The 25,546-nt window shown below is 71.4% G+C and carries 23 protein-coding genes; 9 read left to right on the top strand and 14 right to left on the bottom strand.

The window, feature by feature from the left end:
• Nucleotides 1-29 precede the first annotated feature (29 nt).
• Nucleotides 30-1,184: a Gfo/Idh/MocA family protein gene (locus tag ACIBEI_RS00205; protein WP_398883495.1), complete on the bottom strand. Its 1,155-nt coding sequence runs from the start codon at nt 1,182-1,184 to the stop codon at nt 30-32.
• 133 nt (nt 1,185-1,317) lie between these two features.
• Between ACIBEI_RS00205 and ACIBEI_RS00200 the strand changes: the two genes are divergently transcribed.
• A complete protein-coding gene (locus ACIBEI_RS00200; protein ID WP_398883493.1) occupies nt 1,318-2,328 on the top strand; it encodes a LacI family DNA-binding transcriptional regulator in 1,011 nt (336 codons plus the stop codon).
• A gap of 160 nt (nt 2,329-2,488) precedes the next feature.
• Nucleotides 2,489-3,958 carry an FAD-binding protein gene (locus ACIBEI_RS00195; RefSeq protein ID WP_398883491.1) on the top strand — a complete coding sequence of 490 codons (1,470 nt, stop codon included), beginning with the start codon at nt 2,489-2,491 and terminating at the stop codon, nt 3,956-3,958.
• 29 nt (nt 3,959-3,987) lie between these two features.
• On the opposite strand, the gene ACIBEI_RS00190 is transcribed toward ACIBEI_RS00195, so the two are convergent.
• The 9 genes from ACIBEI_RS00190 to ACIBEI_RS00150 all read right to left on the bottom strand — a co-directional run bounded on the left by ACIBEI_RS00190 (nt 3,988) and on the right by ACIBEI_RS00150 (nt 13,476).
• Nucleotides 3,988-4,782, bottom strand: a complete 795-nt coding sequence (locus tag ACIBEI_RS00190) for a hypothetical protein (RefSeq protein WP_398883489.1) — start codon at nt 4,780-4,782, stop codon at nt 3,988-3,990.
• Between the two features lie 73 nt (nt 4,783-4,855).
• Complete coding sequence (locus tag ACIBEI_RS00185; protein WP_398883487.1) at nt 4,856-5,269, bottom strand: hypothetical protein; 414 nt, start codon at nt 5,267-5,269, stop codon at nt 4,856-4,858.
• A gap of 25 nt (nt 5,270-5,294) precedes the next feature.
• Entirely contained in the window at nt 5,295-7,136 is a 1,842-nt protein-coding gene (locus ACIBEI_RS00180; protein ID WP_398883485.1) for a hypothetical protein, read from the bottom strand.
• Nucleotides 7,137-7,284: 148 nt separating this feature from the next.
• Nucleotides 7,285-7,701, bottom strand: a complete 417-nt coding sequence (locus ACIBEI_RS00175) for an ester cyclase (RefSeq protein WP_398883483.1) — start codon at nt 7,699-7,701, stop codon at nt 7,285-7,287.
• A 54-nt stretch (nt 7,702-7,755) separates the two neighbouring features.
• Entirely contained in the window at nt 7,756-7,965 is a 210-nt protein-coding gene (locus tag ACIBEI_RS00170) for a heavy-metal-associated domain-containing protein (protein WP_398883481.1), read from the bottom strand.
• A 99-nt stretch (nt 7,966-8,064) separates the two neighbouring features.
• Nucleotides 8,065-9,678 carry a PucR family transcriptional regulator gene (locus ACIBEI_RS00165; protein ID WP_398883480.1) on the bottom strand — a complete coding sequence of 538 codons (1,614 nt, stop codon included), beginning with the start codon at nt 9,676-9,678 and terminating at the stop codon, nt 8,065-8,067.
• 249 nt (nt 9,679-9,927) lie between these two features.
• On the bottom strand, nt 9,928-11,322 hold the full coding sequence (locus tag ACIBEI_RS00160) for an NAD(P)/FAD-dependent oxidoreductase (protein ID WP_398883478.1): 1,395 nt from the start codon (nt 11,320-11,322) through the stop codon (nt 9,928-9,930).
• A gap of 61 nt (nt 11,323-11,383) precedes the next feature.
• Nucleotides 11,384-12,049 carry an HAD-IA family hydrolase gene (locus tag ACIBEI_RS00155; RefSeq protein ID WP_398883476.1) on the bottom strand — a complete coding sequence of 222 codons (666 nt, stop codon included), beginning with the start codon at nt 12,047-12,049 and terminating at the stop codon, nt 11,384-11,386.
• Nucleotides 12,050-12,120: 71 nt separating this feature from the next.
• Nucleotides 12,121-13,476: an MFS transporter gene (locus ACIBEI_RS00150; RefSeq protein WP_398883475.1), complete on the bottom strand. Its 1,356-nt coding sequence runs from the start codon at nt 13,474-13,476 to the stop codon at nt 12,121-12,123.
• Nucleotides 13,477-13,979: 503 nt separating this feature from the next.
• Between ACIBEI_RS00150 and ACIBEI_RS00145 the strand changes: the two genes are divergently transcribed.
• The 4 genes from ACIBEI_RS00145 to ACIBEI_RS00130 all read left to right on the top strand — a co-directional run bounded on the left by ACIBEI_RS00145 (nt 13,980) and on the right by ACIBEI_RS00130 (nt 19,015).
• Nucleotides 13,980-14,972 (top strand): D-2-hydroxyacid dehydrogenase, encoded by a 993-nt coding sequence (locus ACIBEI_RS00145; RefSeq protein WP_398883473.1) that lies wholly within the window; start codon nt 13,980-13,982, stop codon nt 14,970-14,972.
• 403 nt (nt 14,973-15,375) lie between these two features.
• Entirely contained in the window at nt 15,376-16,722 is a 1,347-nt protein-coding gene (locus ACIBEI_RS00140) for a flavin-containing monooxygenase (protein ID WP_398883471.1), read from the top strand.
• Nucleotides 16,719-17,597, top strand: a complete 879-nt coding sequence (locus ACIBEI_RS00135; RefSeq protein WP_398883469.1) for an SDR family NAD(P)-dependent oxidoreductase — start codon at nt 16,719-16,721, stop codon at nt 17,595-17,597. The genes ACIBEI_RS00140 and ACIBEI_RS00135 overlap by 4 nt, the downstream gene beginning before the upstream one ends.
• On the top strand, nt 17,573-19,015 hold the full coding sequence (locus ACIBEI_RS00130; RefSeq protein WP_398883467.1) for an aldehyde dehydrogenase family protein: 1,443 nt from the start codon (nt 17,573-17,575) through the stop codon (nt 19,013-19,015). The genes ACIBEI_RS00135 and ACIBEI_RS00130 overlap by 25 nt, the downstream gene beginning before the upstream one ends.
• A 77-nt stretch (nt 19,016-19,092) precedes the next feature.
• Here the strand turns inward: ACIBEI_RS00130 and ACIBEI_RS00125 are convergent, their stop codons facing one another.
• Together ACIBEI_RS00125 and ACIBEI_RS00120 are read right to left on the bottom strand one after the other, a co-directional pair.
• Nucleotides 19,093-20,172, bottom strand: coding sequence for an AraC family transcriptional regulator (locus ACIBEI_RS00125; RefSeq protein ID WP_398883465.1), 1,080 nt, complete (start codon nt 20,170-20,172; stop codon nt 19,093-19,095).
• Between the two features lie 130 nt (nt 20,173-20,302).
• A complete protein-coding gene (locus ACIBEI_RS00120; RefSeq protein WP_398883464.1) occupies nt 20,303-21,130 on the bottom strand; it encodes an NAD(P)-dependent oxidoreductase in 828 nt (275 codons plus the stop codon).
• 32 nt (nt 21,131-21,162) lie between these two features.
• On the opposite strand from ACIBEI_RS00120, the gene ACIBEI_RS00115 reads away from it, so the two are divergent.
• Nucleotides 21,163-21,489, top strand: a complete 327-nt coding sequence (locus tag ACIBEI_RS00115) for a winged helix-turn-helix transcriptional regulator (RefSeq protein WP_398883462.1) — start codon at nt 21,163-21,165, stop codon at nt 21,487-21,489.
• A gap of 43 nt (nt 21,490-21,532) precedes the next feature.
• On the opposite strand, the gene ACIBEI_RS00110 is transcribed toward ACIBEI_RS00115, so the two are convergent.
• Nucleotides 21,533-23,194, bottom strand: coding sequence for an acyl-CoA dehydrogenase family protein (locus tag ACIBEI_RS00110; protein WP_398883460.1), 1,662 nt, complete (start codon nt 23,192-23,194; stop codon nt 21,533-21,535).
• A 151-nt stretch (nt 23,195-23,345) separates the two neighbouring features.
• Between ACIBEI_RS00110 and ACIBEI_RS00105 the strand changes: the two genes are divergently transcribed.
• Nucleotides 23,346-24,122, top strand: a complete 777-nt coding sequence (locus ACIBEI_RS00105) for a PaaX family transcriptional regulator C-terminal domain-containing protein (RefSeq protein ID WP_398883458.1) — start codon at nt 23,346-23,348, stop codon at nt 24,120-24,122.
• Nucleotides 24,123-24,174: 52 nt separating this feature from the next.
• Here the strand turns inward: ACIBEI_RS00105 and ACIBEI_RS00100 are convergent, their stop codons facing one another.
• Nucleotides 24,175-25,023: an anti-sigma factor antagonist gene (locus tag ACIBEI_RS00100; protein ID WP_398883456.1), complete on the bottom strand. Its 849-nt coding sequence runs from the start codon at nt 25,021-25,023 to the stop codon at nt 24,175-24,177.
• A gap of 133 nt (nt 25,024-25,156) precedes the next feature.
• Here ACIBEI_RS00100 and ACIBEI_RS00095 point away from each other — a divergent pair, with 133 nt between their 5' ends.
• Nucleotides 25,157-25,540 (top strand): helix-turn-helix transcriptional regulator, encoded by a 384-nt coding sequence (locus ACIBEI_RS00095; RefSeq protein WP_398883454.1) that lies wholly within the window; start codon nt 25,157-25,159, stop codon nt 25,538-25,540.
• The last annotated feature ends 6 nt before the right edge of the window (nt 25,541-25,546 follow it).

Genomic DNA, 25,546 nt, shown 5'->3' with positions numbered 1-25,546 from the left:
GGCTACGGTCCTTGCCCGGGCTTCCGTCCTTACGCGGGACTGGCCCAGATCCCGCTCTCGGCGGAGCGCGACATCGCGTCCAGGGCGGCCGCGCAGTGGACTGCGTCCTCGACCGTGGCGCCGTACGCCGTGCCCTCGGCGATCGAGCGCAGGAAGTTGTAGGCCTCGATCACCTTGAGGTCGTCGTAGCCCATGCTGTTGGCCGAGCCCGGCTGGAAGGCGGCGTACTCGCCGTGCCCGGGGCCCACGTACAGCGTGCTGACCGGCTGGTCCTGGTACGCCGTGCCCCGGCTGACGCTCAGCTCGCCCATCCTGCGGAAGTCCCAGGAGACCGCGCCCTGGGTGCCGTGGATCTCGAAGCCGTAGTTGTTCTGCTCGCCGACCGAGACCCGGCACGCCTCCAGGACACCGCGGGCGCCGGACGCGAAGCGCAGGAGGCAGGACACGTAGTCCTCGTTCTCCACCGGGCCCAGTTCGCCGCCCGCCGAGCGGGTGTGACCCGCGGTGGCGCCGGTCGGACGGGCGCGCTCGGGGACGAAGACCGCCGTGTCGGCGGCCAGCGACGCGATCTCGCCGAGCAGGAAGCGGGCCAGGTCCACACCGTGCGAGGCGAGGTCGCCCAGCACTCCGCTCCCGCCGCGCTCACGCTCGTACCGCCAGGTCAGGGCGCCCTCGGGGTGGGCCGCGTAGTCACTGAAGAGGCGGATGCGGACATGTGTGACCGTGCCGATCTCGCCCGCGGCGATCAGTTCGCGGGCCGCCGCGACGGCCGGCGCGTTGCGGTAGTTGAAGCCGACCGTGCCCCGAACACCCGCCTTCGAGACGGCGCCGGCCACGGCCCGCGCGTCCTCGGCGGTGAGGCCGACCGGCTTCTCGATCCAGATGTGCTTGCCCGCCTCGGCCATGGCGACGCCGATCTCGCGGTGCAGGAAGTTCGGGGCGGCGATGCTCACCGCCTGGACCCGGGGATCGGCGGCGACCTCCCGCCAGTCCCGGGCCGCCGTCGCGAAGCCGTACTGCTCCGCGGCCTCCTCGGCCCGGCCGGGCACCTCGTCGGCCACGGCGACCAGTTCGGGCCGCACGGGCAGCCGGGGGAAGTGGTGCGGCACACGGGCGTACGCCTGGGTGTGCACCCGCCCCATCCAGCCGAAACCCACGACGGCGACGCCGAGCGTACTCACCATGACTGCCCTTCTTTGGACCGGTCCACAACTCTCCCGGTTCACACTGAAGGCCCGTTCCCGCACGTGTCAAGCCCGTTGGAGCACCCTCGGAACCCTTTGACAAGCCATCGATCCCTGTGGAACGGTCCATTTCATGAGACCACCGACGATCCGCGACGTCGCCGAACGGGCCGGAGTGTCGAAATCCCTGGTCTCGCTCGTGCTGCGCGGATCCGACCGCGTGCGCCCCGAGAAACGGCAGGCCGTGCTGGCCGCCGTCGAGGAACTCGGCTACCGTCCCAACGCCGCCGCACGGAGCCTCAGCGAGCGCCGCACCCGGACGGTCGGCGTGCTCCTCAACGACATGCGCAACCCCTGGTTCGTGGAACTGCTCGACGGCCTCAACTCCCTGCTGCACGCCCACGGCCTGCGCATGCTCCTTGCCGACGGCCATCTCAACCTGCGCCTGGGCGAGGACCTCACCCGCGCCTTCACGGACCTGCGGGTCGATGGCCTGATCGCCGTCGGTACGCTGCCGGGCCCCGAGGCGCTGCGCACGGCGGCCACGCGGGTGCCCACCGTCGTCGCGGGCGCCCGCGAACCCGTTCTGCCGCACGTCGACCTCGTCGTCAACGACGACCAGTACGGGGCCCGGCTCGCCACCGAGCACCTCATCGCGCTCGGCCACCGGCGCATCGCCCACATCGCCGGGCAGGGCATGGTCGGCGAACTGCGCCGCCGCGGCTTCGAGACCGTCATGCGCGAACACGGACTGGCCGACACGGCCGTCGTCGAACAGGGCGACCCGACCGAGGAGGGCGGCTACCGGGCCACGGTCCGGCTGCTGAGCGCGGGCGAACGGCCCACCGCCGTCTTCGCCTTCAACGACATCGCCTGTGTCGGCGCCCTGTCGGCCGCCGAGGAACTCGGCCTACGCGTGCCGCACGACCTCTCTCTCGTCGGCTACGACAACACCTACCTCGCGCGCCTGCGCCACCTGTGGCTCACCAGCGTGGACAGCGCCGGCCACGATGTCGGCCGCCGCGCCGCACAGTGCCTGCTCGACCGGATTGCCGACCCCGCCCGTCGCGCCGAGACCGTCCTCAGCACGCCGGTGCTGGAGGTACGGGGCACGACGGCCGCGCCGCGCGAGTCCCGCGCCTGAGTCACGCACACCACGAGCCCCGACGGCGGACGGCGCGGGCGAAGGCACGACCCGAACGAAGCCCGGGGACCACCGGCGCGGGGCCGTGTCCTCGTGCGCCAAGGGTTCTAGAGTGGGCGGCTGTTGACCGGTTCATCGGGTCCTTCCCCTGGAGGAACGCATGTCCCGCAGACCGCCCCGACGTTCCGTGCTGCGCGGCCTGGCCGCCGCCGGAACCGCGGTGATCGGCTTCGACCCCTTCACACGCAGCTGGGCGGTGACCCCGTCCGACGGGCCGCTGCACGGCATCCCCGACCTGGACGGAACCCTCCACACCGACGACGCCTCACTGAGCGCCGCCGCCGACGACTTCGGCCACATCGTGCACCGCCGACCGGCCGCGGTGCTGCGCCCGGGCTCCGTCGCGGACGTCGTGGCGATGGTGCGGTTCTGCGACAGACGCGGAATCCCGGTCGCCCCACGCGGACAGGGCCACGCCACGAACGGCCAGGCACAGGTCGCCGGCGGCCTGGTCGTCGAGACCACTCCGCTCAACGCAATCCAGCCGCTAGGCCCCGGCAGCACCGGCGTCAGGGTCGGCGCCGGCGCGAAGTGGAGCGACGTCGCCAAGGCCACCCTCGTCCACGGCCTGACCCCTCCCGTCTTCACCGACTACCTCGAACTCTCCGTCGGCGGAACGCTGTCCGTCGGCGGCCTCGGCGGCCAGACCCACCGCCACGGCGCGCAGGTCGACAACGTCCTGGAGCTGGAAGTCGTCACCGGCGCGGGGGAGTTGCTGCGCTGCTCCCCGACCCGCCACCAAGACCTGTTCCTCGCCGCACTCGCAGGCCTCGGCCAGTGCGCCGTGGTCGTCGGCGCGACCATTCGGCTGGTCCGTGCGCCCGAGACCGTACGCCACTACCTCCTGCCGTACGACGATCTGCGGACCTTCGTGGACGACCAGCGTCTGCTCGTCGGCGACCGGCGGTTCTCCTACGTCGAGGGGCAGATCGTTCCGGATGCCACGGGTGCCTTCCGCGGGTACGTCATCGAGGCCGTCGCCTACGGACCGCCCGCGGGAGACGTTCCCGACGACACCGCGCTCCTGCGGGGCCTGCGGCACGACCCGTCGGGCGCGGAGATCACGGACATCCCGTACTACGACTTCCTCGACCGGCTCGCCCCGGCCGTCGCCGCTCTCAAGGAAGCCGGGCTGTGGGCGTACGCCCATCCATGGCTCAACCTGCTCGTGCCCGGCCGGAAGGCGGCCGAGGTGACAGGCCGGCTCCTGGACACGCTCACCCCGGACGACGTGGGTCCCGGCGGCGTCGTGCTGCTCTACCCGCTGGTGCGCGAACACCTGCGGACTCCGCTGCTGCGCATGCCCGACGACCCCATGCCCTACCTCTTCGCGATCCTGCGGAGCACCCCTCCCGACGACACGGCATCGGTCCGGCGACTGCTGGCGGCCAACCGGTCCGCGTACGACCTCGTCCGCGCGGCCGGCGGCACCCGGTACCCGGTCGGCTCCGTGCCCTTCGACCGGGCCGACTGGCGACGGCACTTCGGGTCCGCCTGGCCCCAGTTCGCCGCCGCGCGGAAGACGTACGACCCGCGCGGGAACCTCGTCCCCGGACAGGGAATCTTCTGACCGGGCCGGTCACAGGCTGACCGACCCGGTCAGCCGACCGGGTCGTCGCACTGCGTCCCGGGCGGGCAGAACCAGAGCAGGGCCGTGTCCACGAGTTCCCGTTCGTCCTCGGTTCCGTCGGCCTCGGAGCCGTACGCGACCAGCGCGTACCGTTCGCCGTCCGTCGCCTCGAAGCGATGGTCGATGACGTGCCGGGTGCCGCCGCCGCCCAGCTCGCCCGCGATCTCGTCCGCGCGGTACTCGTGCTCGGCCGCCTGCCCCACGGCGCTCGGGACCTCCTCCATGGCGACCGGTTCGTATCCGTCGAGCTTCTCCGCCTCGATCTGCGCGGCCTGCAGCGAGGAGTACGGAGAGGTCTCCATCACCTGGAACACCTGAAGCCGTCGGGTGCCGTCCGGACTGCGGTAGTCGACGATGTCGATGCCGTACTGCGACGACCGGCTCTTGCGCTCCCAGCCCTTCGGCAACGCCACCCGATACCCCGCGATGTCCCGGAGGGACTCGTAGTCCTCGGGGAGGGCCGCCGACGACTCGAAGGTGGTGTCCTGCGAGGGCGACCCGTCCGGCGGCACGTCGTCTCCGGTCCCGCCCGAGGTCGTCTCAGAGGTCTCCTGCCTGGTGGCGGCGGGGTCCTTGTACGGTTCCGGCTCGTCCTTCCAGGCCAGTGCCCAGATGCCGAAGGCGAGCCCGGCGACCGCGAGCACGATCCCCGTCTGCTGCCGGACCGTCTTCTGCCGCGGCACGTCCAGGTACTGGTCAGGGTGGAAGAGACGTTCGCGCCGGGAACCGCCCCACTCCTGCCGCTCGATGTCGAACACCCTCATCGCCGCGGCCCTCCGTTTCGCCGTCCCGCGCTCGTCATCGGCTGCCTGCCGTCGTCCGTCGTCATCCCGTCGGTCATCCGAGGAGCTGGGCGATGCCCTGGACGACGGCTGTCGCCGAGGCAATGGCCCCGGCGGCCGCGGCCTGTGATCCCAGCCAGCCGCGTACGCCCGTCAGCAGGCGGGTGAGGCGTTCCGGCCCGGCGGCGCCGGTGCGTGTGATCTCCGCCTCCGCGTCGGCGAGTTCACCGTCGAGGGTCGTGTCCTCGGCACTTCGCTCCCGCGCGGGAAGGGCTTCGCGCAGGGAGCGAATCGCCTGGAGCAGTTCTGCGTGGCGCACGTCCGGCTCTGCCCCCGTCTGGTTGACGGAGTACGCGCTGCCATGGCTGCCGGTGGCGATCGAGCCGCCGCTCATGGAGCCGATGTGCACGCTGCCGGCACCGCCGTCCTGCGTCGGCCGGCCGGGGGTGGGGTGTCCTGTGTCGCTCATGTGCTGGGTCCTTGGGGTCCGGTGCCTAGCTGGGGTCGGTGCTCGGTGTGCCGTGGGCCGGTGCGGGGGCGGTGTTGTGGGAGGTGGCGCTGCCGTGGGAGCCGGTGGCGACGGAGCCGCCGGACATCTCCTGGACGAAGACGCTTCCGCCGCTGACCTGGTAGACGTGCTGCTCGAACTGCTCGGTCTGGTAGCCGTGTGCGTGGAGCGCCTGGCGCACGCCGTTCACGATGCGCTCCTCGACGGTCTTGATGTACCGGGTGACGTCCATCTCCTGATACGGCGACAGCCAGGAGGTGGCGGTCAGCTGACGCAGCGAGACCCGGGGCACGTCGGGGGCCGGTTCGCGGGTGGACCAGCCGGTGGTGAGTTCCCTGGAGACGGTCTTCACGGCGCTGATGCCCGCGCTGACGCCGGTCGCGGGACCGTGCCCCAGAGCGCGCACCGCGCCGCGCGCCCAGCCCTCGGGCAGCTGGTCCACCAGGGCGTCCACGTTCCTGAAGTCCTTGCGGACCGGGCCGAGTACGTACGGTGAGACCTCCAGTACGAGCATGCCGCCCTGGGTGTGGACGCGGACCAGGACCGTCACCACGACCTGTTCGTGCCATGTGCCGATGCGGACGCGGAGGAACACGCGCCGTCCCTCGCCGCCCTCGTCGACTGCTTCCTTCAGGTGGGCGGCGACCTGGACGGGGTCGTAGACCGTCAGACCGTCCCGGCCGGCTCCGCCCGCCGCCGTCGCGCTCGCGTCCGGGCTGCCGCCGACGTGCAGTTCCTCGTCACGGCCCACACCGCCCGGCAGATAGACGAACCGGTCGATCTCCAGCTCGCGGAGCCGGTCCTTCCCGGTGCGTGCCGCCGAGTCGCGCAGCCGCAGCAACTGCGGCTCGATCATGGCGAGTGCGCCCTCGGCGGTGAGGGGTCCCTTGTCCTGGTGCGGGATCAGGGCCCCGTTCGAAGCGGGATCGGCCGGGGCGGCGGGCGCGGTCGGCGGCCCGGAGCGCTTGCGCAGTTCCATCGCGAAGGACCAGGCCCGACGCCGTGTGCCCAGTCCGACGAAGGGGCTGTCCGCTTCGTAGAGGGTCAGTTTGGCCTTCTGCTCGCGCTGGATGTTGGCGAGCAGATCCTCGTACAACGGCCCTGCGGGCAGGTCGGGTTGAGTCGTCTTCTGGAAGGTCCAGCGCGACAGCCAGTGGCACAGGGACCGGCGCTGAGTGGCTTGGTGCCACCATGCGATCAAGGCGATGAGCAGCGGAAACAGCAGTGGATAGGGCGTCTGTACGGTGCCGCGGAGCACCCCGGCCACGTACCAGTACCAGTAGAAGACGGCGAACATCGCCGCACACCAGGTCACCGTGCGGCCGAAGCCCTCGGCCGCCTTGGCCACCGGGTCGGGGAGGCCCGCCTGACGCCCCTCGGAGCTCTGCGCCTTCACGGCGTGCGCGAACCACAGGCCGAGGGCGACGAACGCGTAGAACTGCGACCACGGCATGGGCATTCCGGCGGTGAGCTTGTCGTCACCGGCGTAGAACGCGGTGATCACGTCACCGAAGCCGACCTCGGCCCCGTCGCCCCAGCTGTCGGCGACGCGGTCCCAGAACATCACGACGTCGGACAGCAGGAATCCGAGCCAGGCGACGAGCATCAGCCCTGCCGTGCGCGCCTCCTGCCGTGTGACACGCACGGCATGGGCCAGTACGGGCAGGACGTCGACCCCCAGCGGAGGGGCCACCGGCCGCTCCTGGTGATCCACGAGTTCATCGATGACCCGGCGCCGGAAACCGGCGTCCTGATAGACGCCGGCGCACAACAGCCGGGTCGCCTCCGTGCGGCTGTACGGATGTTCCGGGAGGCTCACTCCGGCCACGTCGCTCCTATGTCCCCTGGTGTCAGGGGAAGGAAGCTAGTGGACGACCGGCCCCGCCCGTCCGGTCGTCGGGCACGGGCACTTCGTTAGGGTGAAAGGCCCCGTTTCCGCTGGACAGGGGTGCGAAGTCCGAAACCCCGGCCCACCGTCAGAAGGGCGGGATCTCCTCCGGAACGAGCCCGAGCTGCCGGAGGAGGCCGTGAAGATCGGTCTCACCCCAGAACTCGACGATCCGCCCCTCGCTCAGGCGATAGGACTTGATGCCCGACATGGTCAGGTCACGCCCGGTGCGGTCGTGCCTGTACGTCAGGGTGAAAGCGGTGACCACCCGGTCCTCGGCGGCGAACAGATCGTCCACTCGCACGCGGCAGTTGGACAGACCGGGGCTCGATATCGCCCCTTCCGGATGGCGCCGCCCCCGCACATGCTGCCCGGCGCCGTGGACCACCACGTCCTCGGCGACGAGTTCCGCGAGTTCGTCGAGGTCCCGTGTCTCGAACACGTGGAGGTAGCGGAGGACGACCTCGGTGTTGAGCTTGCTCAGGGCGGTCGGCTCGGGGGGCATGGGTGGAACGTATCCAGCGGGGCCTGCCGCGACCAGAGGTGTGCCGGCCGGTTGTCAGAGCACGGCGGCCACTTCGAAACCCGCCTCGGTGATCGCGGCGCACACCTTCGAACCGTCGAGCGCCTCGCCCGTCACGGTCACCGAGCCGGTGTCGAGGTCGATGCCCACCCGGTTGACGCCCAGCACCCCTCCGACCTTGGTCTCCAGGGCGTCGGCACAGCGGCCGCAGGTCATTCCGATGACGTGGTACCGCTGTTCAGTCATGATCCCTCGTCTCTTCCCGACGTGCGCACGCACGCTGTGGGAGCCGCTCCGGGATCAGATACGCGTCCGTCGACAGCGGTGTTCATCCCCGCGGGCGACTCACAGGGAAGCCGGTCGGACGGTCCCGCCCGCACCGCCGAGCACGTCCAACGCCGTGACGGCCACGTGCAGTTGGGTGCGATGGGCGCCGGACTCCAGGTCGTTGCCCAGGAGCCGCTCGATGGTCCGCAGCCGTTGGTAGAAGGCCTGCCGGGAGAGCCCGACGTGCTTGGCCGCGATCGACTTGTTGCCGGCGGCGACGAGATATTCGCGAAGGGTCGAAAGGAGGTCGCTGCCGTGTCGGGCGTCGTGCTGGACGAGGCGTCCCAACTGCTGTTCCACGTACCGCTGGACGCGGACGTCGTCGCGCAGGGAGTACAGAAGTTCCGGCAGGCCGATGTCCGAGGCGACATGGAAGGGGCGGTCGAGCGTCCCGGGGCCGATCGCGTCGGCGATCTGCTCGGCCTCGCGGAACGATCTGGTGACCTGGCTGAGTTCGGTGACGCCGGGGCCGACCGCCACGACGAGCCCCTCCCCGAACGTGCCGCGCAGATCCCGGCCGACGCGTTCCACCACCGGCTGCCAGGCCGAGGCGCGGGCCAGCGCGAGCAGCAGTCCGGTCCGGCGTTCGGACAGGTCTCCCACCAGGGCCTTGACCCCCGAGATGGGCAGTTCCGCGGCGAGGTGCCCGGTCACCGTGGTGTCGCTGTCGGCGGTGTCCGCGTGGTCGACGACGACCGGGACGAGGCGGTGGCCGGTCGTGGGCAGACCGAGCGCCTCGGCCCTCAGGCGCGCCTCGGTACGGCTCCGGTAGCGCCAGTGCAGCAGATCGAGCAGGACGGAACTGTGCGCGCGCCGGCCCCACTCGGGTCTGCCGGTCAGCCGCGCCAGAGTGAGGGCGGTGGCGGCCTGTTCGAGGATCATCGTCTGCTCGGGACCGATCGGCGGGCCGGACACGTGGGGCAGCATGATCAACCGCCCCCACCGTCTGCCCCGGTCCTCGACCGGCGCCACGAGCCAGCCCTCGGGCCCGCTCGCCGCCGCCCGGTCCGGCGTCGGGGCGGTGCGCGAGCGCCGCGGCCAGGCCTCCAGGACCTGTCCGTCGGGAGGACCGGCGGTCCGGCAGATCACCGCGTGGTGGATCAGGTTCTCCAGGACCACCGGACATCCCGTGAGGTCCGCGGCCGCCTGTACGAACTCCTCCGGGTCCGCTCCGCGCAGGGTGAGCGAGGTGAACAGCTCGCGCACCTGCTGGGCGCGGCGCAACAGCTCGCCCTGCGCGTCCAGGATCAGCGCGTGGACGGTCTGGGTGACCTCGATGAACCGCACCCCGCGCGCCAGCACGATCAGCGGCAGGTCCCGCTCCCGGCAGGCGGTGACCAGTTCCTGCGGCGCGTGTTGGTAGCGGCGCCCCAGCTCGACGACCAGCCCGGCCACGCCCACATCCGCCAACTGGTCGACGTAGCCGCGCAGTTGGGTGGGATCGGCCGGGTGAGGCATGCCGGTGGTGAGGACGAGTTCGCCGCCCTCCAGGAAGGAGGCGGGGTCCAGCAGCTCGGTGACATGGACCCAGCGGACCCTGCGCGACAGCTGGTCCTCGCCTGCCGCCACCCGGGGCAGACCGGCGGCTATGACGGGCAGCCGCAGCACGTCCGCGACCGTGAGGAACGGCATGGGGACAGCTCCAGTCCGACGACGTGCCGACCGACCCGGCACGATGTCCGGACCACTCTGAGGGGTGAGACAGACCGACGCAAGGCCCGATTGCCCAGCTCAGCGCCGCGCCCCGCCCCGTAGGGGCGCGGGGAACGGCGCGAGCGACCACACCGGACTGACAGCCGCCGACGCACCACGCGTCCCGCGGCGAGAAGGCGGCCCGAGCCGGCGAAACATGTCAGGCTCCGCCGCGCGGTCCGGCACGCGTCAGGGCCGCCGCGCGATCAGATCCGCGACCGTCGCGATCGGAGACGTCCGGGCCCGCCCACCCGCCTCGTGCCGGTCCGCCCACCGATAGGCGACGTACAGCCCGCGCACCCCCAGCCACCGCAGCGGTTCCGGCTCCCAGGTGCCGGGCCGGTGCCCGGTCCACGGCAGCCGGGTCAGCCGGGACTCGCGCCGGAGCACCAGATCGGTGAGGGTGCGGGCGGCGAGGTTCGTGGAGGTCACACCGTGCCCGACATAGCCGCCGGCCCAGCCGAGCCCCGTGACGTGGTCCAGCCCCACGGTGGCGGACCAGTCGCGCGGCACGGCGAGCACACCGCACCAGGCGTGGTCCACCCGGGCACCGGCGGTCTGCGGCAGCATCCCGTACAGCGTGTCGGTGAGCTGGCCGATGGTCCGGGCGTCCACCTGCCCCGCGTCGTCCGTGCGGGAGCCGAAGCGGTACGGGACACCGCGGCCGCCGATCGCGATCCGGTCGTCCGGGGTGCGCTGCGCGTACATGTGCCCGTGTGCCGTGTCGCCCAGGGTCTCGCGCCCCGCCCAGCCGATCTCCTCCCACACATCCTTCGCCAACGGTTCGGTGGCGATCATCGAGCTGTTCATCGGCAGCCAGGCGCGGCGCAGCCCCTTGAACGAGGCCGTGAACCCCTCCGTCGCACGCAGGACGACGGGCGCGGTGACCGTGCCGTGCGCGGTGACCGCCCGGCCGGGCTCGATGGCCGTGACCGGGGACTTCTCGTAGAGGGTCACGCCGAGCCGTTCGACCGTCTCGGCGAGCCCCTTGACCAGGGCTGCGGGCTGCAGCCGGGCGCAGTGCGGGGTCCAGGCCGCGGCCGTCATCCCGTCGACGCGGATGCGGTCCGCGGCCTCCTCCGGCGTGAGCATCACGGCGTCCGGCACGCCCCACTCGTGGTCGGCCTCGGTCTTGTGGCGCAGCCGGGTCGCCTGTGCGGGGGTGCGGGCCACCCGCAGGGTGCCGCCCTTGACGATGCCGGCGTCGATCTCCTCGCGTTCGGCCACGGCGACGATCTCGTCGACGGCCTCGTTCATCACGCGCTGGTAGTCGAGCACGGCCTCCCGCCCGTACCGCTTCGCCAGTCGGTCGCGGGCGCCGGGCACGAGCCCCGACGCCCAGCCGCCGTTGCGGCCGGAGGCGCCGAACCCGGCGAACTCGGCCTCCAGGACGGTGATCCGCAGCGACGGGTCGGCCAGTTTCAGGTAGTACGCGGTCCACAGTCCGGTCAGCCCGGCGCCCACGATGCACACATCGGCGTCGCGGTCACCGGGCAACGCGGCGCGTGGGGTGGGCAGTTCGGCGAACCAGTGGGAGATCCGGCCGTTGACCGGGCCGGGCTGACCGAGCGTGGTGGCGCTCACGGGATGTCCTTTCACGGCGGCTGGACGAGGAGACGAGAAGACCAGGAGACGACGAAGAAGGTCAGACGCCGAGCAGGGGAGGCAGCTCGGAGAGGTCGCTGATCTCCTCGTACGGCTGGTAGGCGGCCGACCCCGGGAAGCCGTACCGGTTCACCCAGATCCGCCGCATGCCCTCGTACCGCTTGGTCGGCATGATGTCGTACTCCCAGCCCTGCGCGGTGTGGATGATGTCCTCGGGGCCGCGCCCGGTGGCCTTCATCAGGTACTCGAAGGCCTGCGGCAGCGGCTTGTACGCTCCGGCCTGTTCGGCGGTGAGGACGTAGTCCCACTCCACGCCGAGTTCGTCGACGGCGTACGAGATGAGGTCGTCCTCGCTGTTGGAGAGGATGGCGATGTCGTACTCGCCCTTGAGGCGGCGCAGCGCGTCCGGGACCTCGCGGAACGGCGTGAACTTCTTGATGGCCTCGATCAGCGCCTCGCCGTCCTCGTCCCGGTACTCCAGGCCGTGCAGCAGCATGACGTTGCGCAGGGTGCGGCGGACGACCTCGCGGTAGGGGCGGTAGTCGTCGACGACGCCCTGGAAGCGCATGACGTACGCGTCGTGGTGGAACTGGTCCGGGTCGACGCCGAACTCGGCCAGACGGTCCTTGACGATCTCGTGCGTGGCGGTCCGGGTGTCGAAGTTGATGAGGGTCCGGTAGCAGTCGAAGCTGACGACCTTGCGCATGGAGTGAACTCCTCGGTGTGGGGCGGGGGTTGAGGTGTTTTGAAGGCGAAGTGGTGACGGGGCGAGCGGGTTCAGGACCGGCTGCTGGCCTCGGTCAGGCCCAGGTCCTTGGTCTCGGGGGCGAGGAAGTAGGAGACGACGAGACCCACCAGCGTGATCGCCACGGCGATGCCCAGCGTGCCGCGTACGCCCAGGTCCTCGGCGGCGATCGGCAGGAGGAACGTGGAGGAGGCGGAGCCCACACGGCTCATCGCGGTGGCGATGCCCACGCCCGTGGCCCGCAGATCGGTCGGGAACAGCTCGCTCGGGTAGACGAACTGCAGACCACTGCCCGCCGCCTCGAAGAACTGGAAGGCGGCGAACAGGGCCACCACCACGAAGGCCCAGTGCAGCGGCAGGACCGCCAGCGCGATCAGCGAGACGTTGATGCACACGAAGCTGCTGATCAGGAGCGAGCGGCGGCCGATCCGGTTGACGACCACCAGGCCGAGCCCGATGCCCGCCACCGCGATGGTGGTGATCAGCGCGCTGGCACCGTACGTGCTGCCCACGCCGAACGCGGACAGCATCTGCGGCTGGAAGGAGCGGACCGCGAAGGCGGGCGCCACCTGGCAGATCCAGAACACGGAACAGAAGACGACGGGGACCGTGTAGCCGCGTTTGAAGATCTCGACGAGATTGCCGAGCCCGGAGCCGCCCCGCTTCTCCTGGCGGCCCTCCGCGAGCAGCTCCTCGTCGCTCACCTCCTGGCCGAGGTGTTTGCGGACGACCGCCTTCGCCTCGTCCACGCGGCCGCGCGAGGCCAGCCAGCGCGGGGACTCGGGGATACCGGCCCGCATGAACAGGAAGATGAGCGCCGGGACCGTTCCGGAGGCCAGCATCCAGCGCCAGGAGTCGTCGCCGAGGCCGGTCAGCGCCCAGCCCACCCAGTAGCTCACGCCGTACCCCACCCACCAGGCGAGGACCAGACCGGACAGGGCCGGGCCGCGCATCCGGCGGGGCACCAGCTCGGTGGTGAGGGCGGAGGCGATGGGGTAGTCGGCGCCGATCGCGATGCCGATGAGCAGCCGCAGCACCAGCAGCTGCCAGGCCTCGGTGACGAAGAACTGGAGCGCCGAGAAGATCACGAAGGTGGCCAGGTTGAGGACGTACATCAGATGGCGGCCGACCCGGTCGGTGATCGGGCCGAAGACCGCGCCGCCGATGAACACACCGACCAGAACGGAGGCCGCTATCAGGCCCGTCCACAGGGTGTCGAGGGCGAGTGCGGGCGTGATGAGGCCGAGGGCGACGCCCATCACTCCGAGCAGATAGCCGTCGCAGAAGGGGCCGCCCATGGCGACCACCATGATCCGGCGGTGGAAGGAGCTGACGGGCGCGTCGTCGAGCGACGAGGCCCCGCCGGTGGTCGATGAGGTCAGGGACATGCTTGAGGCTCCTGGGGGACGCGGGAAGGCGAGGGGGACGCGCGCCGGCAGGGGGACCGGGCGAAGGAGGCTTCGTACGTCAAGCATTGGAAAGCGGCGATACGGGGGATTCGGGGACCCGGGAGATTCGGGGATGTGTGGGGGCGCGGAGGACGTGGGGGATCCGCGGGATCTTTTTGGGGAGGGGGACGCGAGGGCGGGGGAAGGCGCACAGCGCTGTACGCGGTGCGGACCGGTCGTCACCGGGGTGGCCGGGCGAAGCGGTCCGGGGTTGGCCATCACCCTGGTTCAGCGCGGATCCACCGTCAATGAACATGGTGTTCTCTTGGGAGACGGCGGGTGGACAGTGTGTTCCGTGGCCGCCGACCGGTTGACACACCGTCCACAGCGGCCGTCCCGGGAGAACACCGTGGTCATTGACCCTCCCGCCACGACCCCCGGAGGGTGGGAGCGGTACCTCGTACCAGCCGCCCCGCACCGACTCACGCCGTGGGAGAACCGCCTTGGCCGACCGGCTCGTCGTCCTGCACCGCGGCATCCTGCCGCACAACGCCGCCGACATCGAAGGCCTCGCGGACACGGTGTACGCCACCGAGGAGGAACTGCCGCACCTCCTGCCCGGCGCGGACGCCCTGCTCTGCTGGCACTCGATCACCCCGGCGGTCGAGGCGGCCTGGCCCGAGGACCCGTCGAGCGCGCCCGGCTGGGTGCATGTGGCCGCCGCCGGCGTCGACGCACTGCTCTTCCCGGCCCTGGTGGACAACCCCCGGGTGGTGCTGACCAACTCGCGCGGCGTCTACGACCGGCCCATCGCCGAGTACGTACTCGGTCTGATCCTGGCCCTCGCCAAGGACTTCCCGGGCACCTGGGAACACCAGCGGCGCCGCGAGTGGCGGCCCCGGGACAGCGAACGCATCGACGGACGGACCGTCCTCGTGTGGGGCACGGGCCCCATCGGCCGGGCCGTGGCCCGCATGCTCCGCGCCGTCGGGATGCGGGTGACCGCCGTAGGACGTACGGAGTGCGCGGCGGACCCCGACTTCGGCACAGTGCACGCCCTTTCCGGACTGCGCCCCGCCCTGGCCGGGGCGGACTACGTGGTGCTCGCGGCTCCCCTCACGGCGGCCACCCGGGGCATGGTCGACGCGTCCGTGCTCGCGTCGATGAAGCCCGGCGCGCGGCTCGTGAACGTGGGCCGGGGCGGACTCGTCGACGAGGAGGCGCTCGTCCGGCACCTCACCGACGGCCGCCTGGCCGGAGCGGCCCTGGACGTCTTCGCCCACGAGCCGCTGCCCGCCGCCTCGCCCCTGTGGGACCTGCCCGGCGTCATCGTCTCCCCGCACACGGCCGGCGAGGTCACCGGCTGGCGCGACGACCTCGCCGACCTGTTCCTCGACAACCTGACCCGCAGGGCCGAGGGCAGACGACTGCGCAACGTGGTCGACAAGGCCCACGGCTATGTGCGGGAGGACCCGGTGGGGACGTCTCCGGCGTAGACCCGGGGGGGCTGGGCGGTTGGGCGGCAGCCTGGAGAAGCCCTGTGCGAGCGGTGTGTCGATGACGCAGGGCAGAAACAGTTGCGGCGCACGGGGGAGGGAGAGAGCGCGCGATCGAGGGCGGTGACCTTGGTCGGATGGATGACGCCCGCCTTCTTTACGCCGTAGACGGGGGCGTTGGGGAAGCCGGTGGGACCGCTGACGGCCCGTGTCGACGTCCCCGGCCGGGGTCGGCCGTGAACGTGCCCTCGATCACCCCGGGACTCGAGAGACCGGGCCCAGGGAGGCAGACCTGTGGCCGCCGAAGTCCCCTCCGTGGCCGCGCAGACCAGTTCGCGACGGGCGCCCGGTGCATAGGTTTCCGGCAACACCGGCGAAGTGCGAGGAGAAAGGAGGCGGGCTCGTGGAGAAGACCCAGTACGACACCTGTGTCATCGGGGCGGGACCTGCCGGGCTGGCGGTCGCGAGGGCCCTGGCCGAGAGGAACCTGCCGTACACGCACCTGGAGCGGCACACCGGGCCCGGCGGCATCTGGGACATCGACAATCCAGGCAGTCCGATGTACGAGTCGGCCCACTTCATCTCCAGCAGGACGCTCTCGGGATACGGCGGCTGGCCGATGCCCGACCACTTCGCGGACTATCCTCCGCACCGCCAGATCCTGTCGTACCTGCGGTCGTTCGCCGACGCCTACGGGCTGACGGACCGGATCGAGTTCGGCGTCGGCGTCGAGGGCGTCGAGAAGAACGCGGACGGGACCTGGACCGTCACCCGGGCCGACGGACGGCGGAGCGTGCACGGCGAGGTCGTGGTGTGCACGGGCGCGCAGTGGCACCCCAACCTCCCCGAACTGCCGGGGAACTTCACCGGCGAGGTCCGCCACACGGTCGGCTTCCGCAGCGCGGAGGAACTGCGCGGAAAGCGGGTGCTGGTCGTGGGGGCGGGGAACTCCGGCTGCGACATCGCCTGCGACGCGGCGCGCAGTGCGGACCACGCGGTGATCAGCATGCGGCGCGGCTACTGGTTCATCCCCAAGCATCTGTTCGGGCGGCCGGTGGACACCATCGCGGCCGGCGGTCCGAAGCTGCCGATGTGGCTGGAGCAGCGGGTCTTCGGTGCCCTCCTGCGGATCGTCAACGGCGACCCGAGGCGTCTGGGCCTGCAGAAGCCGGACCACAGGCTGTTCGAGACGCACCCCGCGGTCAACTCGATGCTGATCCACCACCTCCAGCACGGGGACATCACCGCCAAACCGGGGATAGCCCGCGCCGAGGGCAGCACCGTCCACTTCACCGACGGCACGAGCGACGACTTCGACCTCGTCCTGATGGCCACCGGCTATGTGCACAAGGTGCCGGTCGCGCAGAAGTACTTCGGCGACGAACAGCACCCCGACCTGTACCTGTCGTCGTTCTCCCGCGAGCACCAGGGGCTGTTCGGCGTCGGCTTCATCGAGACCAACTCCGGGGCGTACCAACTCTTCGACACCCAGGCCCAGTTGATCGCCGGGTACGTCCACGACACGCGGCACGGGCTGCCGAACGCGGAGCGCTTCGCGCAGATGATCCGCAACGACCGACCGGATCTGACCGGGGGTCTGAAGTTCGTCGACTCGCCCCGTCACACCGGCTACGTCGACAGCGCGACCATCGTGAAGCACCTCGGCAGGATCGCGGACCGGATGGGCTGGCGCACCGAGGGGCAGCCGCCTTCGGTGAGGTCCCCGCGGCGTGCGGAGGCGGTGTCGTGAGTGGCTTCGACTTCACCGACAAGGTCATGCTGGTGACCGGCGGCGCGGGCGGTATCGGCAGAGCGATGTGCCGCCGCTTCGCCTCCGGCGGTGCCCGCTGCGTGGTCGTCGACATCGACACGGCCCGCGCCGAGAGGACCGCCGACGAACTGCCCGGCGCCGGGCACCTGGGCATCGGCTGCGACGTCCTGGACCGCGCCCAGGTGGAGCGTCTCTTCGACCGGGTCGCCGACACCTACGGCCGGCTGGACGTCCTAGTCAACAACGTGGGCATGACCAGCGCCGAACGCTTCGACGTCCGCAGCGTAGAGAGCATCGAAGGGGAGATCACGCTCAACCTGATCTCCCCGCTGATCGCGACCAGGATCGCGATCCCCCTGCTCCAGGCCTCCCGGGACGCCCGTGTGGTTACCACCGTCTCCCTCGGCGGAATCTTCCCGCTGGGCGAGACCCCCATCTACACGGCCTCGAAGTTCGGACTGCGCGGCGCGATGCTCTCCATCGGGCTCGACCTGAGGAGCAAGGGCATCCTCGCCGGGTCGGTGCTCCCGTCCGCCACCGACACCCGGATGCTGCGCCAGGAGGCCGTGGACGGCGGCAACTCCATGCAGTTCCAGGACCCGCCGCAGCAGCCCGCCGACGTCGTGGCAGCCGTGGTCGGTCTGCTGGACAGGCCACGCCTGGAGGCGTATCCCCGGCCCGGCGAGTCGTGGCTCGTCCGGTTCGCGATGCTCGCGCCGAACCTGCTGCCCAAGGTCCTCCCGCTCTTCCGCAGGAGAGGCGATCGCGGCATGGCGCGGTATCTGGAGGACCTGCGCCGCAGGGGGCTGGCGTGCCGGGTCGACGACCGATGGGAACTGGTGGAGGAGGCATGACCACAGTGGAGAGCCGGTCCGTGCTGCGCGTTGTCAACCCGACCACGGGGGAGCTGAACACCACGCTCCCCGCCGCGACGGCGGAGGACGTCGCCAAGGCCGCCGAGCAGGCCCAGCAGGTCTTCGATTCGGGAGTCTGGTCGCGCTCGCCGGTGCGCGAGCGGAGCGCGGTGCTGCTGCGGCTGGCCGGCCTGATGGAACGCGACGCCGAGCTGCTGGCCCGGCTGGACAGCGAGGACGCGGGCAAGCCGATCGCCGAGTGCCGGGCAGGGGACGTACCCGGCGCGATCGAGTCGATCCGCTGGTTCGCCGAAGCGGCCGACAAGGTCTTCGGCCGCGTGGCCCCCACCGGGTCCGACAGCCTGGGCCTGACGAGCCGGGAGCCCATCGGGGTGGTCGCGGCGATCCTGCCGTGGAACTACCCGCTGGCCATGACCGCCTGGAAGGTCGGGCCCGCCCTGGCCGCCGGAAACTGTCTGCTGGTCAAGCCCGCCGAGGCGACACCGCGTTCGGCGCTCCACCTGGCCGCGCTCGCCGCCGAGGCGGGCCTCCCGGACGGCGTCCTCACGGTCCTGCCCGGACACGGCCCGGTCGCCGGGACCGCCCTGGCCCGCAGCCCCCTTGTGGGAGCGCTGTCGTTCACCGGGTCCACCGCCACCGGGCGGCGGATCCTCAAGGACGCGGCCGAGACCAACTTCAAGCGCGTCTCGCTGGAGATGGGCGGCAAGAGCCCGCAGGTCCTGATGGCCGACGCCCTCGCCTACGGGGACGATCTCATCGACGGCATGATCGAGGCCGCGTTCCTGACGATGGGCCAGAACTGCACGGCCGGCTCCCGCATCCTGGTTCATCGGAGCATCGCCGACGACGTCCTGGCCCGGTTCACGGTCGCCGCGAGGGAACTGGTCGTCGGCGACCCGGCCGACCCCCGAACGCACATGGGCCCGCTCATCGACCGGGCCGCCTTCGACCGGGTCGCGGGAGCCGTGGAGGCCGCCCGCGCCGACGGAGCCCACATCCACACCGCGGGCCTGCCCGACGGTCTGCCGCCGCGCGGCGCCTACTACCCGCCGACCGTCGTCACCCACGCCCCCGAGGGCAGCGACGTCCTCACCAAGGAGCTGTTCGGACCGGTCGTGACACTGCAGACCTTCACCTCGGAGACCGAGGCGATCGCCCTGGCCAACGCCACCGCGTACGGGCTCGCGGCCTCCGTGTGGACCCGCGACCTCGACGCCGCCCTCCGCCTGGCACGCGGTATCCAGGCCGGGGTCGTCTCGGTCAACTCCTACAGCGAAGGCGACATCACGACCCCCTTCGGCGGCTGGAAGGAGTCCGGCTTCGGTGGCGCGGAGAAGTCCACGAACGCCTTCGAGCAGTGGACCAGGGAGAAGACCATCTGGATCCGCAGCCGCTGACCGACCCGCCGAAGACGGGGACCTACGGGGGTGTACGGGGGCAGGTACGGGGGCCTGCGCGGCGCCCCTGTCCGGCGTCAGCCCCGGGCCGGCCCCTCGGCGCCCAGCATTTCCTCCCGAAGCCGCCGCGAAGAGGTGCCGTGCCAGCGGCGCACCGCCCGGCGCAGGGTCCGCTCGTCCGAGAAACCGGCCTGATGGGCGATGTCACGGAGGGTCAGTTCCGGGCGCCGCAGCAACCGTTCGACGCGCTCCCTGCGCACTCCGTCGACGAGAGCCTCGTACGTGGTGCCGCAGTCGGCCAGCCGGCGCCGGAGCGTGCGTTCGCTGGCCGTGTGCCGACGCGCCTGCTCGGCGAACGAGGGCACCACCGGGAGGCTCTGCGCGATGGAGATCTCCATGACCTCCAGCAGCTCCTGGTGGTGCCGACGCGAGGCCATCTGCTCGTCGAGCGTCTCCAGCGCCGACGCGAACGTCACCGGATCCCGGCCCGGCATCGGAGCCCTGGCCCACACGGGGTCGACGACGACACGGCTGACCGGGACCCCGAAGCGGACCGGACATCCGAAGAAGGGGCCGTACGGGTCGCCGTGGGCCGGCGCGGGGAAGGCGAACTCCACCACGCGCGGGCGGAATTCCGGGCCGACGGTCAACCGGGCGAGCGTGACCGCGGAGGTCAGCGCCTCCTCGACCAGGAAGACGGCGACACCCGGATCCAGGGCGGGATCGGGCAGGTCGGCACGGATGGCGAAACCGCCGTCCTCCTCGCCCGCCGACCACACCACCATCGCGCCGGACAGATTCTGGTACGTCACCCCGGTCTCGGCGGCCTGCCGCAGGTTCTCCGCCGCCATGAGAGCGAAGCCGAGCAGCCCCCAGGCGGTCAGGTGCTGCGCCGCGCCCACCTTCATGCCCAGGTGCTCGTCACCGGTGAGCTCCAGGGCCCGCCGGATCACCGCGCTGCCCTGACGGTAGGAGACCCTGAGGGCCGCCGAACGCATCAGGGTCTCGTCCAGACCGACCTGCTCCAGATGCGGCCGCAGGTCGACACCGCGCTCGAACGCGACCGAGGTCAGATAGCGCAGGATGTTCGGCTGGATCGTGGCCGATGTGCTGCGGCTGGTCCCTGCGGGAGCCGCCGGGACGTCGGCGACGGGCATCGCGCTCACCTCCAGCCCGGGCACACCCATGTGCTGCCCGGGCGCACCACTGTAGGCGGCGGGACCCCAGCGGCAGGGGGCCTGGCCGGTGAAGTCCCCTGACCGGCCCCCGGCGCCCCGCGCGCCCGACTCAGGCCGGCTGCCTGATGCTCTCGATGATCCGGGCGAAGCCCTCGTCTCCGTGGCCTGCGTCGATCTGGCGCTGGATGAGCCGCTGGACCATGGCGACCACCTCGGTGCTGATGCCCTGGTCCGCACTGGCGGCCGCGAGGTCACCGAGGTCGGAGAACACGAGGCTCTGCTGTCCCGCCACCGTGTAGTCCCCGCCGTCGATGACCTCGGCGAACCCCCGGAGACCACCGGTCATGGCCGTCAGCCAGGGCGCGGCCAGTGCGGCGAACTCGCCCGCCGTCACACCGGCGGGCGCGACCATGGCGGCACCGTGCACGAAACCGGCGAACATGACGTACATGCCGGCGAGCAGGGCGAGGTCGTACAGGGACGCCAGCCCGGCGTCCTCACCGAAGTAGGTACTGGTACCCCACAGTTCGAGCAGCGGCTCGTACTCGTCGAAGACCTCGGCCGATCCGCTGTAGAGGATCGACGACCCGGGCCGGCCGATCATGTCCGGCACGGCCATGATTCCGCCGTCCAGATAGGCGACCCCGGCTCGGGCGGCCCACTCCGCGAACTCCCGTGACTGCGCCGGGGACGTCGTGGTCACGTTGACCAGGGTCCGTCCGGCCAGCTCGTCGGAGAGCGGGTCGAGCACCTCATGGACCGACCCGTGGTCCAGCAGACACACGATCACCAGCCGGCCGGCCAGGACCGCGTCCCGGGCCGTGGCGGCCACCTCCGCGCCCTGCGCGACGAGTTCGTCGGCCTTCCCCGGAGAGCGGTTCCAGCACGTGGTCGCGTATCCGGCCTTCACCAGGGCGCCCGCGAGGGCGGTACCCATCGCACCCAGATTTCTGCGGCATCGACGCGGCCATGGACGTGGTGGCCGGCAAGTGGAAGTCGCTGATCCTGTGGGAGCTGGACCACTACGGGGTCCGCCGGTTCGCCGAGCTGCGCCGCGGACTGCCGGGCGTCAGCGAGAAGATGCTGATTCAGCATCTGCGGGAGATGGAGGAGGACGGGCTCGTCCATCGGGAGGTGTACCGCGAGGTGCCGCCGAAGGTCGAGTACTCCCTGACGGAGCACGGTGTCTCGCTCAACGCTGCCCTGGCCTCCCTTGGCGCGTGGGGCACCGAACGCATCCGGCGGATCGGCGCCGAGCAGGTCTCCGCCGATGTCGCGGAGACCCCTCAGAGCTAGACACCTGGCCTACCGGGCAGGGCCAACCGGCTTCCGGGCAGGATCAACTGCCTTCCGGCAGGGCCCGGTTGAGAATCGCGTCCAGGTCGGCCGAGGAGGGGAGCGTGCCGAAGGCGTAACCCCAGTCGCCGCCGAGGCGGGTCGCGCAGAAGGCGTCGGCGACGGCGGGCGGGGCGTGGCGGACCAGCAGCGAGCCCTGCAGAGCCAGCGCCATCAGCTCCACCAGCCGGCGGGCGCCCGTCTCGGCTCCCGCCACGTCGGACAGGTGGTCCTTGAGCCGGAGCACGGCCGCGTCGAGCCTGGCGTCGGCCCCGTGCGCCAGGGCGAGTTCGGCGAACAGGGCCTCTGCGGTGTCGGGCGCCCGACCGAGGGCACGCAGCACATCGAGCGCGTTGACGTTGCCCGACCCCTCCCAGATGGAGAGCAGGGGCGCCTCGCGGTAGTGGCGGGGCATGCCCGACTCCTCCACATAGCCGTTGCCGCCCAGGCACTCCAGGGCTTCGGCGGTGAAGGCCGGTCCGCGCTTGGTCACCCAGTACTTGCCGACGGCGGTGGCGATCCTGCGGAACGCCGACTCCTGCGCGTCGCCGCGGATCGCGCGGTCGGCGGCTCCCGCGAGCCGCAGGGTGAGCGTTGTGGCGGCCTCGGACTCCAGCGCCAGATCGGCCAGTACGTTGCGCATGAGGGGCTGGTCGACCAGCAGCGCCCCGAAGGCGCCGCGGTGCCTCGTGTGGTGTCCCGCCTCCACGAGGGTCTTGCGCATAAGCGTCGCGCTCATCATCACGCAGTCCAGACGCGTGCAGTTGACCATCTCGATGATCGTCTTCACGCCCTGGCCCTCGGGGCCGACCAGCCAGGCGACGGTGTTGTCGAACTCCGGCTCCGAGGAGGCGTTGGAACGGTTGCCGAGCTTGTCCTTCAGCCGCTGGATGCGGAACGTGTTGCGGGTGCCGTCCGGCAGGATCCGCGGCACGAGGAAGCAGGACAGACCGCCGGGCGCCTGGGCGAGGACCAGGAACACGTCGCACATCGGCGCCGACGTGAACCACTTGTGGCCGCGCAGCGTGAACACGCCCGGCTCGGCCGTCGGCGCGGCCACCGTCGTGTTGGTACGGACGTCCGAGCCGCCCTGCTTCTCCGTCATCCCCATGCCCGCCAGCAGCCCGCGCTTCTCGCCCGGGACGCGCAGCCCCGGATCGTAGACCCGGCTGACCAGCAGGGGTTCGTAGACCGCGGCCAGCTCGGGCTGCCGCCGCAGAGCGGGTACGGCCGCGTACGTCATCGAGGTGGGGCAGCCGTGTCCGGCCTCGGTGTGGCCCCACACCAGTCCGCCGGCGGTACGGGCGACATGGGCGCCGGCCCTGTCGTCGGCCCAGGGCGAGGCGGCCAGGCCCTCGGCCACCGCCACCCCCATCAGCCGGTGCCAGCTCGGGTGGAACTCGACCTCGTCGATCCGGTTGCCGTAGCGGTCGTGCGTACGCAGCTCCGGCTCGTGGCGGTTGGCCTGTTCGCCCCACAGCTGGGCCTCCTCACCGCCGGCCACGCGGCCCAGACGCCGTACGTCCTCCTCGGCCCAGTCGGCGCCCTCGCGGCGCAGTCCCTCCAGCAGGGCCGCGTCATCGGAGGCGTCGTACGGAGTCAGGGGCGGGGCCTGGTTGGTGACGTCGTGCGTGGCGGACTGCTCGGGCGCGAGTATCGGGACCATACGGTCAGTGTTGCACTATCTCTGCGGTCGCATCAAGGGTGTAACACGCCGCTTCCGGGGCGCGCTCCGGGCTCGCGCGGGCGGCACCGAACGCATGCGGAACACGGCCGTGCCCGCGTCCCGCCTCGCCTGACCGGGCACAATGCGGTCCATGCGGATGAACGCCCCTCAGTCGCCGGCCGACGTCGAACCGCGCCCACTGTCCGCGCGGTCGGTCGTCCTGAGCCTCCTGCTCGGCGTGCATCCGCCGGAGCTTCCGGTACGGGACCTGGTCCGCAGCGTCGAACCCTTCGGTATCGCCGGCTCCACGCTGCGGGCCGCGCTCAGCCGGATGGTGACGGCGGGCGACCTGGCCCGCGCCGACGGGGTCTACCGCCTCAGCGAACGGCTCCTGGAACGCCAGCGCCGCCAGGACGACGCGGTCCACCCGAGGACCAGGGCCTGGGACGGTTCGTGGGAAACCGTCGTCGTCACCACGACCGGCCGCGGACCCGCCGAACGGGCCGAACTGCGCGCCGAGTTGTCCCGCCTGCGACTGGCGGAACTGCGCGAGGGCGTCTGGCTCCGCCCGGCCAACCTGCGACGCCCTTGGCCGGCCCACCTCACGGAGTTCACCCAACGCTTCACCGCACGCCCCGAACAGCCCGCCCGCGCCCTGGCCGCGGCCCTGTGGCCGCTCGACGACTGGGCCGACACCGGGGGCGCACTACTGGCCCACGTGGCCCAACTCACCCACCCGGCCGACCGCTTCGCCACCTTCGCGGCCATGGTCCGCCACCTGGTCACCGACCCCGTACTCCCCGACGAGCTCCTCCCCACCCCCTGGCCGGCACCGGCCCTACGCGCCGCCTACACCGACTACCAACGCGAGGTGACGGAGGCACTGCACCGCGAATCGATGTCCACGGAGCGTCTCGACGAGGGCTGAGGCGGTGCCGCGGTCGGGGTGGAGCAGGGCCCAAGGCCGCTGCCATCGCCGTTCACGGTTCTGATTCCGGGGCTCCCTCCTTCTCCAGCTCCTTGTTGTTGGAGTGGTCGGGGCCGGCGTCGGTCGTGTTGGCGGGCGGGGGAGTGGTGAGTTCGGCGACCGCCGCCGCCAGGTGTTGTTGGAGCGGTTCGGGCAGGGGCTCGCCCTGGACGGCGCCCACCATCTCCTGGGCCAGGTGATGGAGTTTGGTGTTGGTGTTCTGGGAGACCGCCACCAGGACGCTCCAGGCGTTCTCCGGGCTCAGGCCGAACGAGGCCATCAGGACTCCGCGGGCCAGGTCGATGACCGGCCGGGTCTGCATGGCGCGCTTGAGCTGGACGACTTCCGCGCGCAGGTCCCGCTCGGCATCGCCGGGCAACGCGTCCTCCTCCGTGGGGCGGTGTGTCTGACCGGGGCGTGTGTCCTGGCCCGGAAGGGCCGGGGTCCTGGCGGCGTCGGCCGTGGGTGCGGGCGCGAACAGTGACGACGTCTCGGTGACGGCGAGCAGCCGTTCGACCACCGGGTCGGCGGACTGTATGACGACGGTCTTGGCGTCCTTCAGGGCGCGCCGGCGCAGCCGCAGCAGGACGTTGAGACCGGAGCAGTCGCAGAAGTCGACTCCGCTCAGATCGAGATCCACGCCGGTGACCGACTCGGCGAGGGCCCGACGCAGCTCCTGTTTCAGCTGCTGTTCGCCGTCGAGGTCGATCTCACCGGCGATCACGACGGCGGTACGCGCGCCGACCTGGTGTGCCTCGATCTTCAGGGGCGCCGACGGACGTCCCTCCCCCGCGATGACCGATGCCGCGCAGACGGGCTCGTACCCGCTCTCGAACTGCGCGGAGAGTGCAGTGTCTCGCATGGCAGCCGCTCCTGAGGCATCCGGCCGTGTCTAACTCCCCCAGGCTCAGCTCCCGAGTGTCACACGTCAAGCGATACATGAAAATTCTTTCGCCCTTTTGAATGCGTGAATGGCAGGTCCTATGCTGTGGCGCATGGGTGGAGTACCTGAGACACATTCCGGCTGGACGTTCCTCACCAATCACGCCCGCGTGCTGGCTGCCATCGCCGATGACCAGAACACCCGTATCCGGGACATCGCCGCGCGCTGCCGCCTCACGGAGCGGGCCGTTCAGAAGATCATCGCCGATCTGGAGCAGGGTGGTTACCTCACGCACACCCGGCAGGGGCGCACGAACGAGTACCACATCGAGGCGGGGACCGGCCTGCGCCACCCGGCCGACGCCGGGCTGTCGGTCGCGGGGCTGCTCTCCGTGCTGGCGCAGCACGACGCCGAGCGCGACGCCGAGCGCGACACCAGATCGCAGGAGCTGCAGACGGCGTCCGTCTCCGAACAGGGTTCCACCGCCGACGAGTGACGAGTG

The organism is Streptomyces sp. NPDC050988 (genome assembly GCF_044456225.1).
GTDB lineage: Bacteria > Actinomycetota > Actinomycetes > Streptomycetales > Streptomycetaceae > Streptomyces.
The sequence above is the reverse complement of the archived record's forward strand: the minus strand, read 5'-3'. Positions and strand labels throughout refer to the sequence as shown.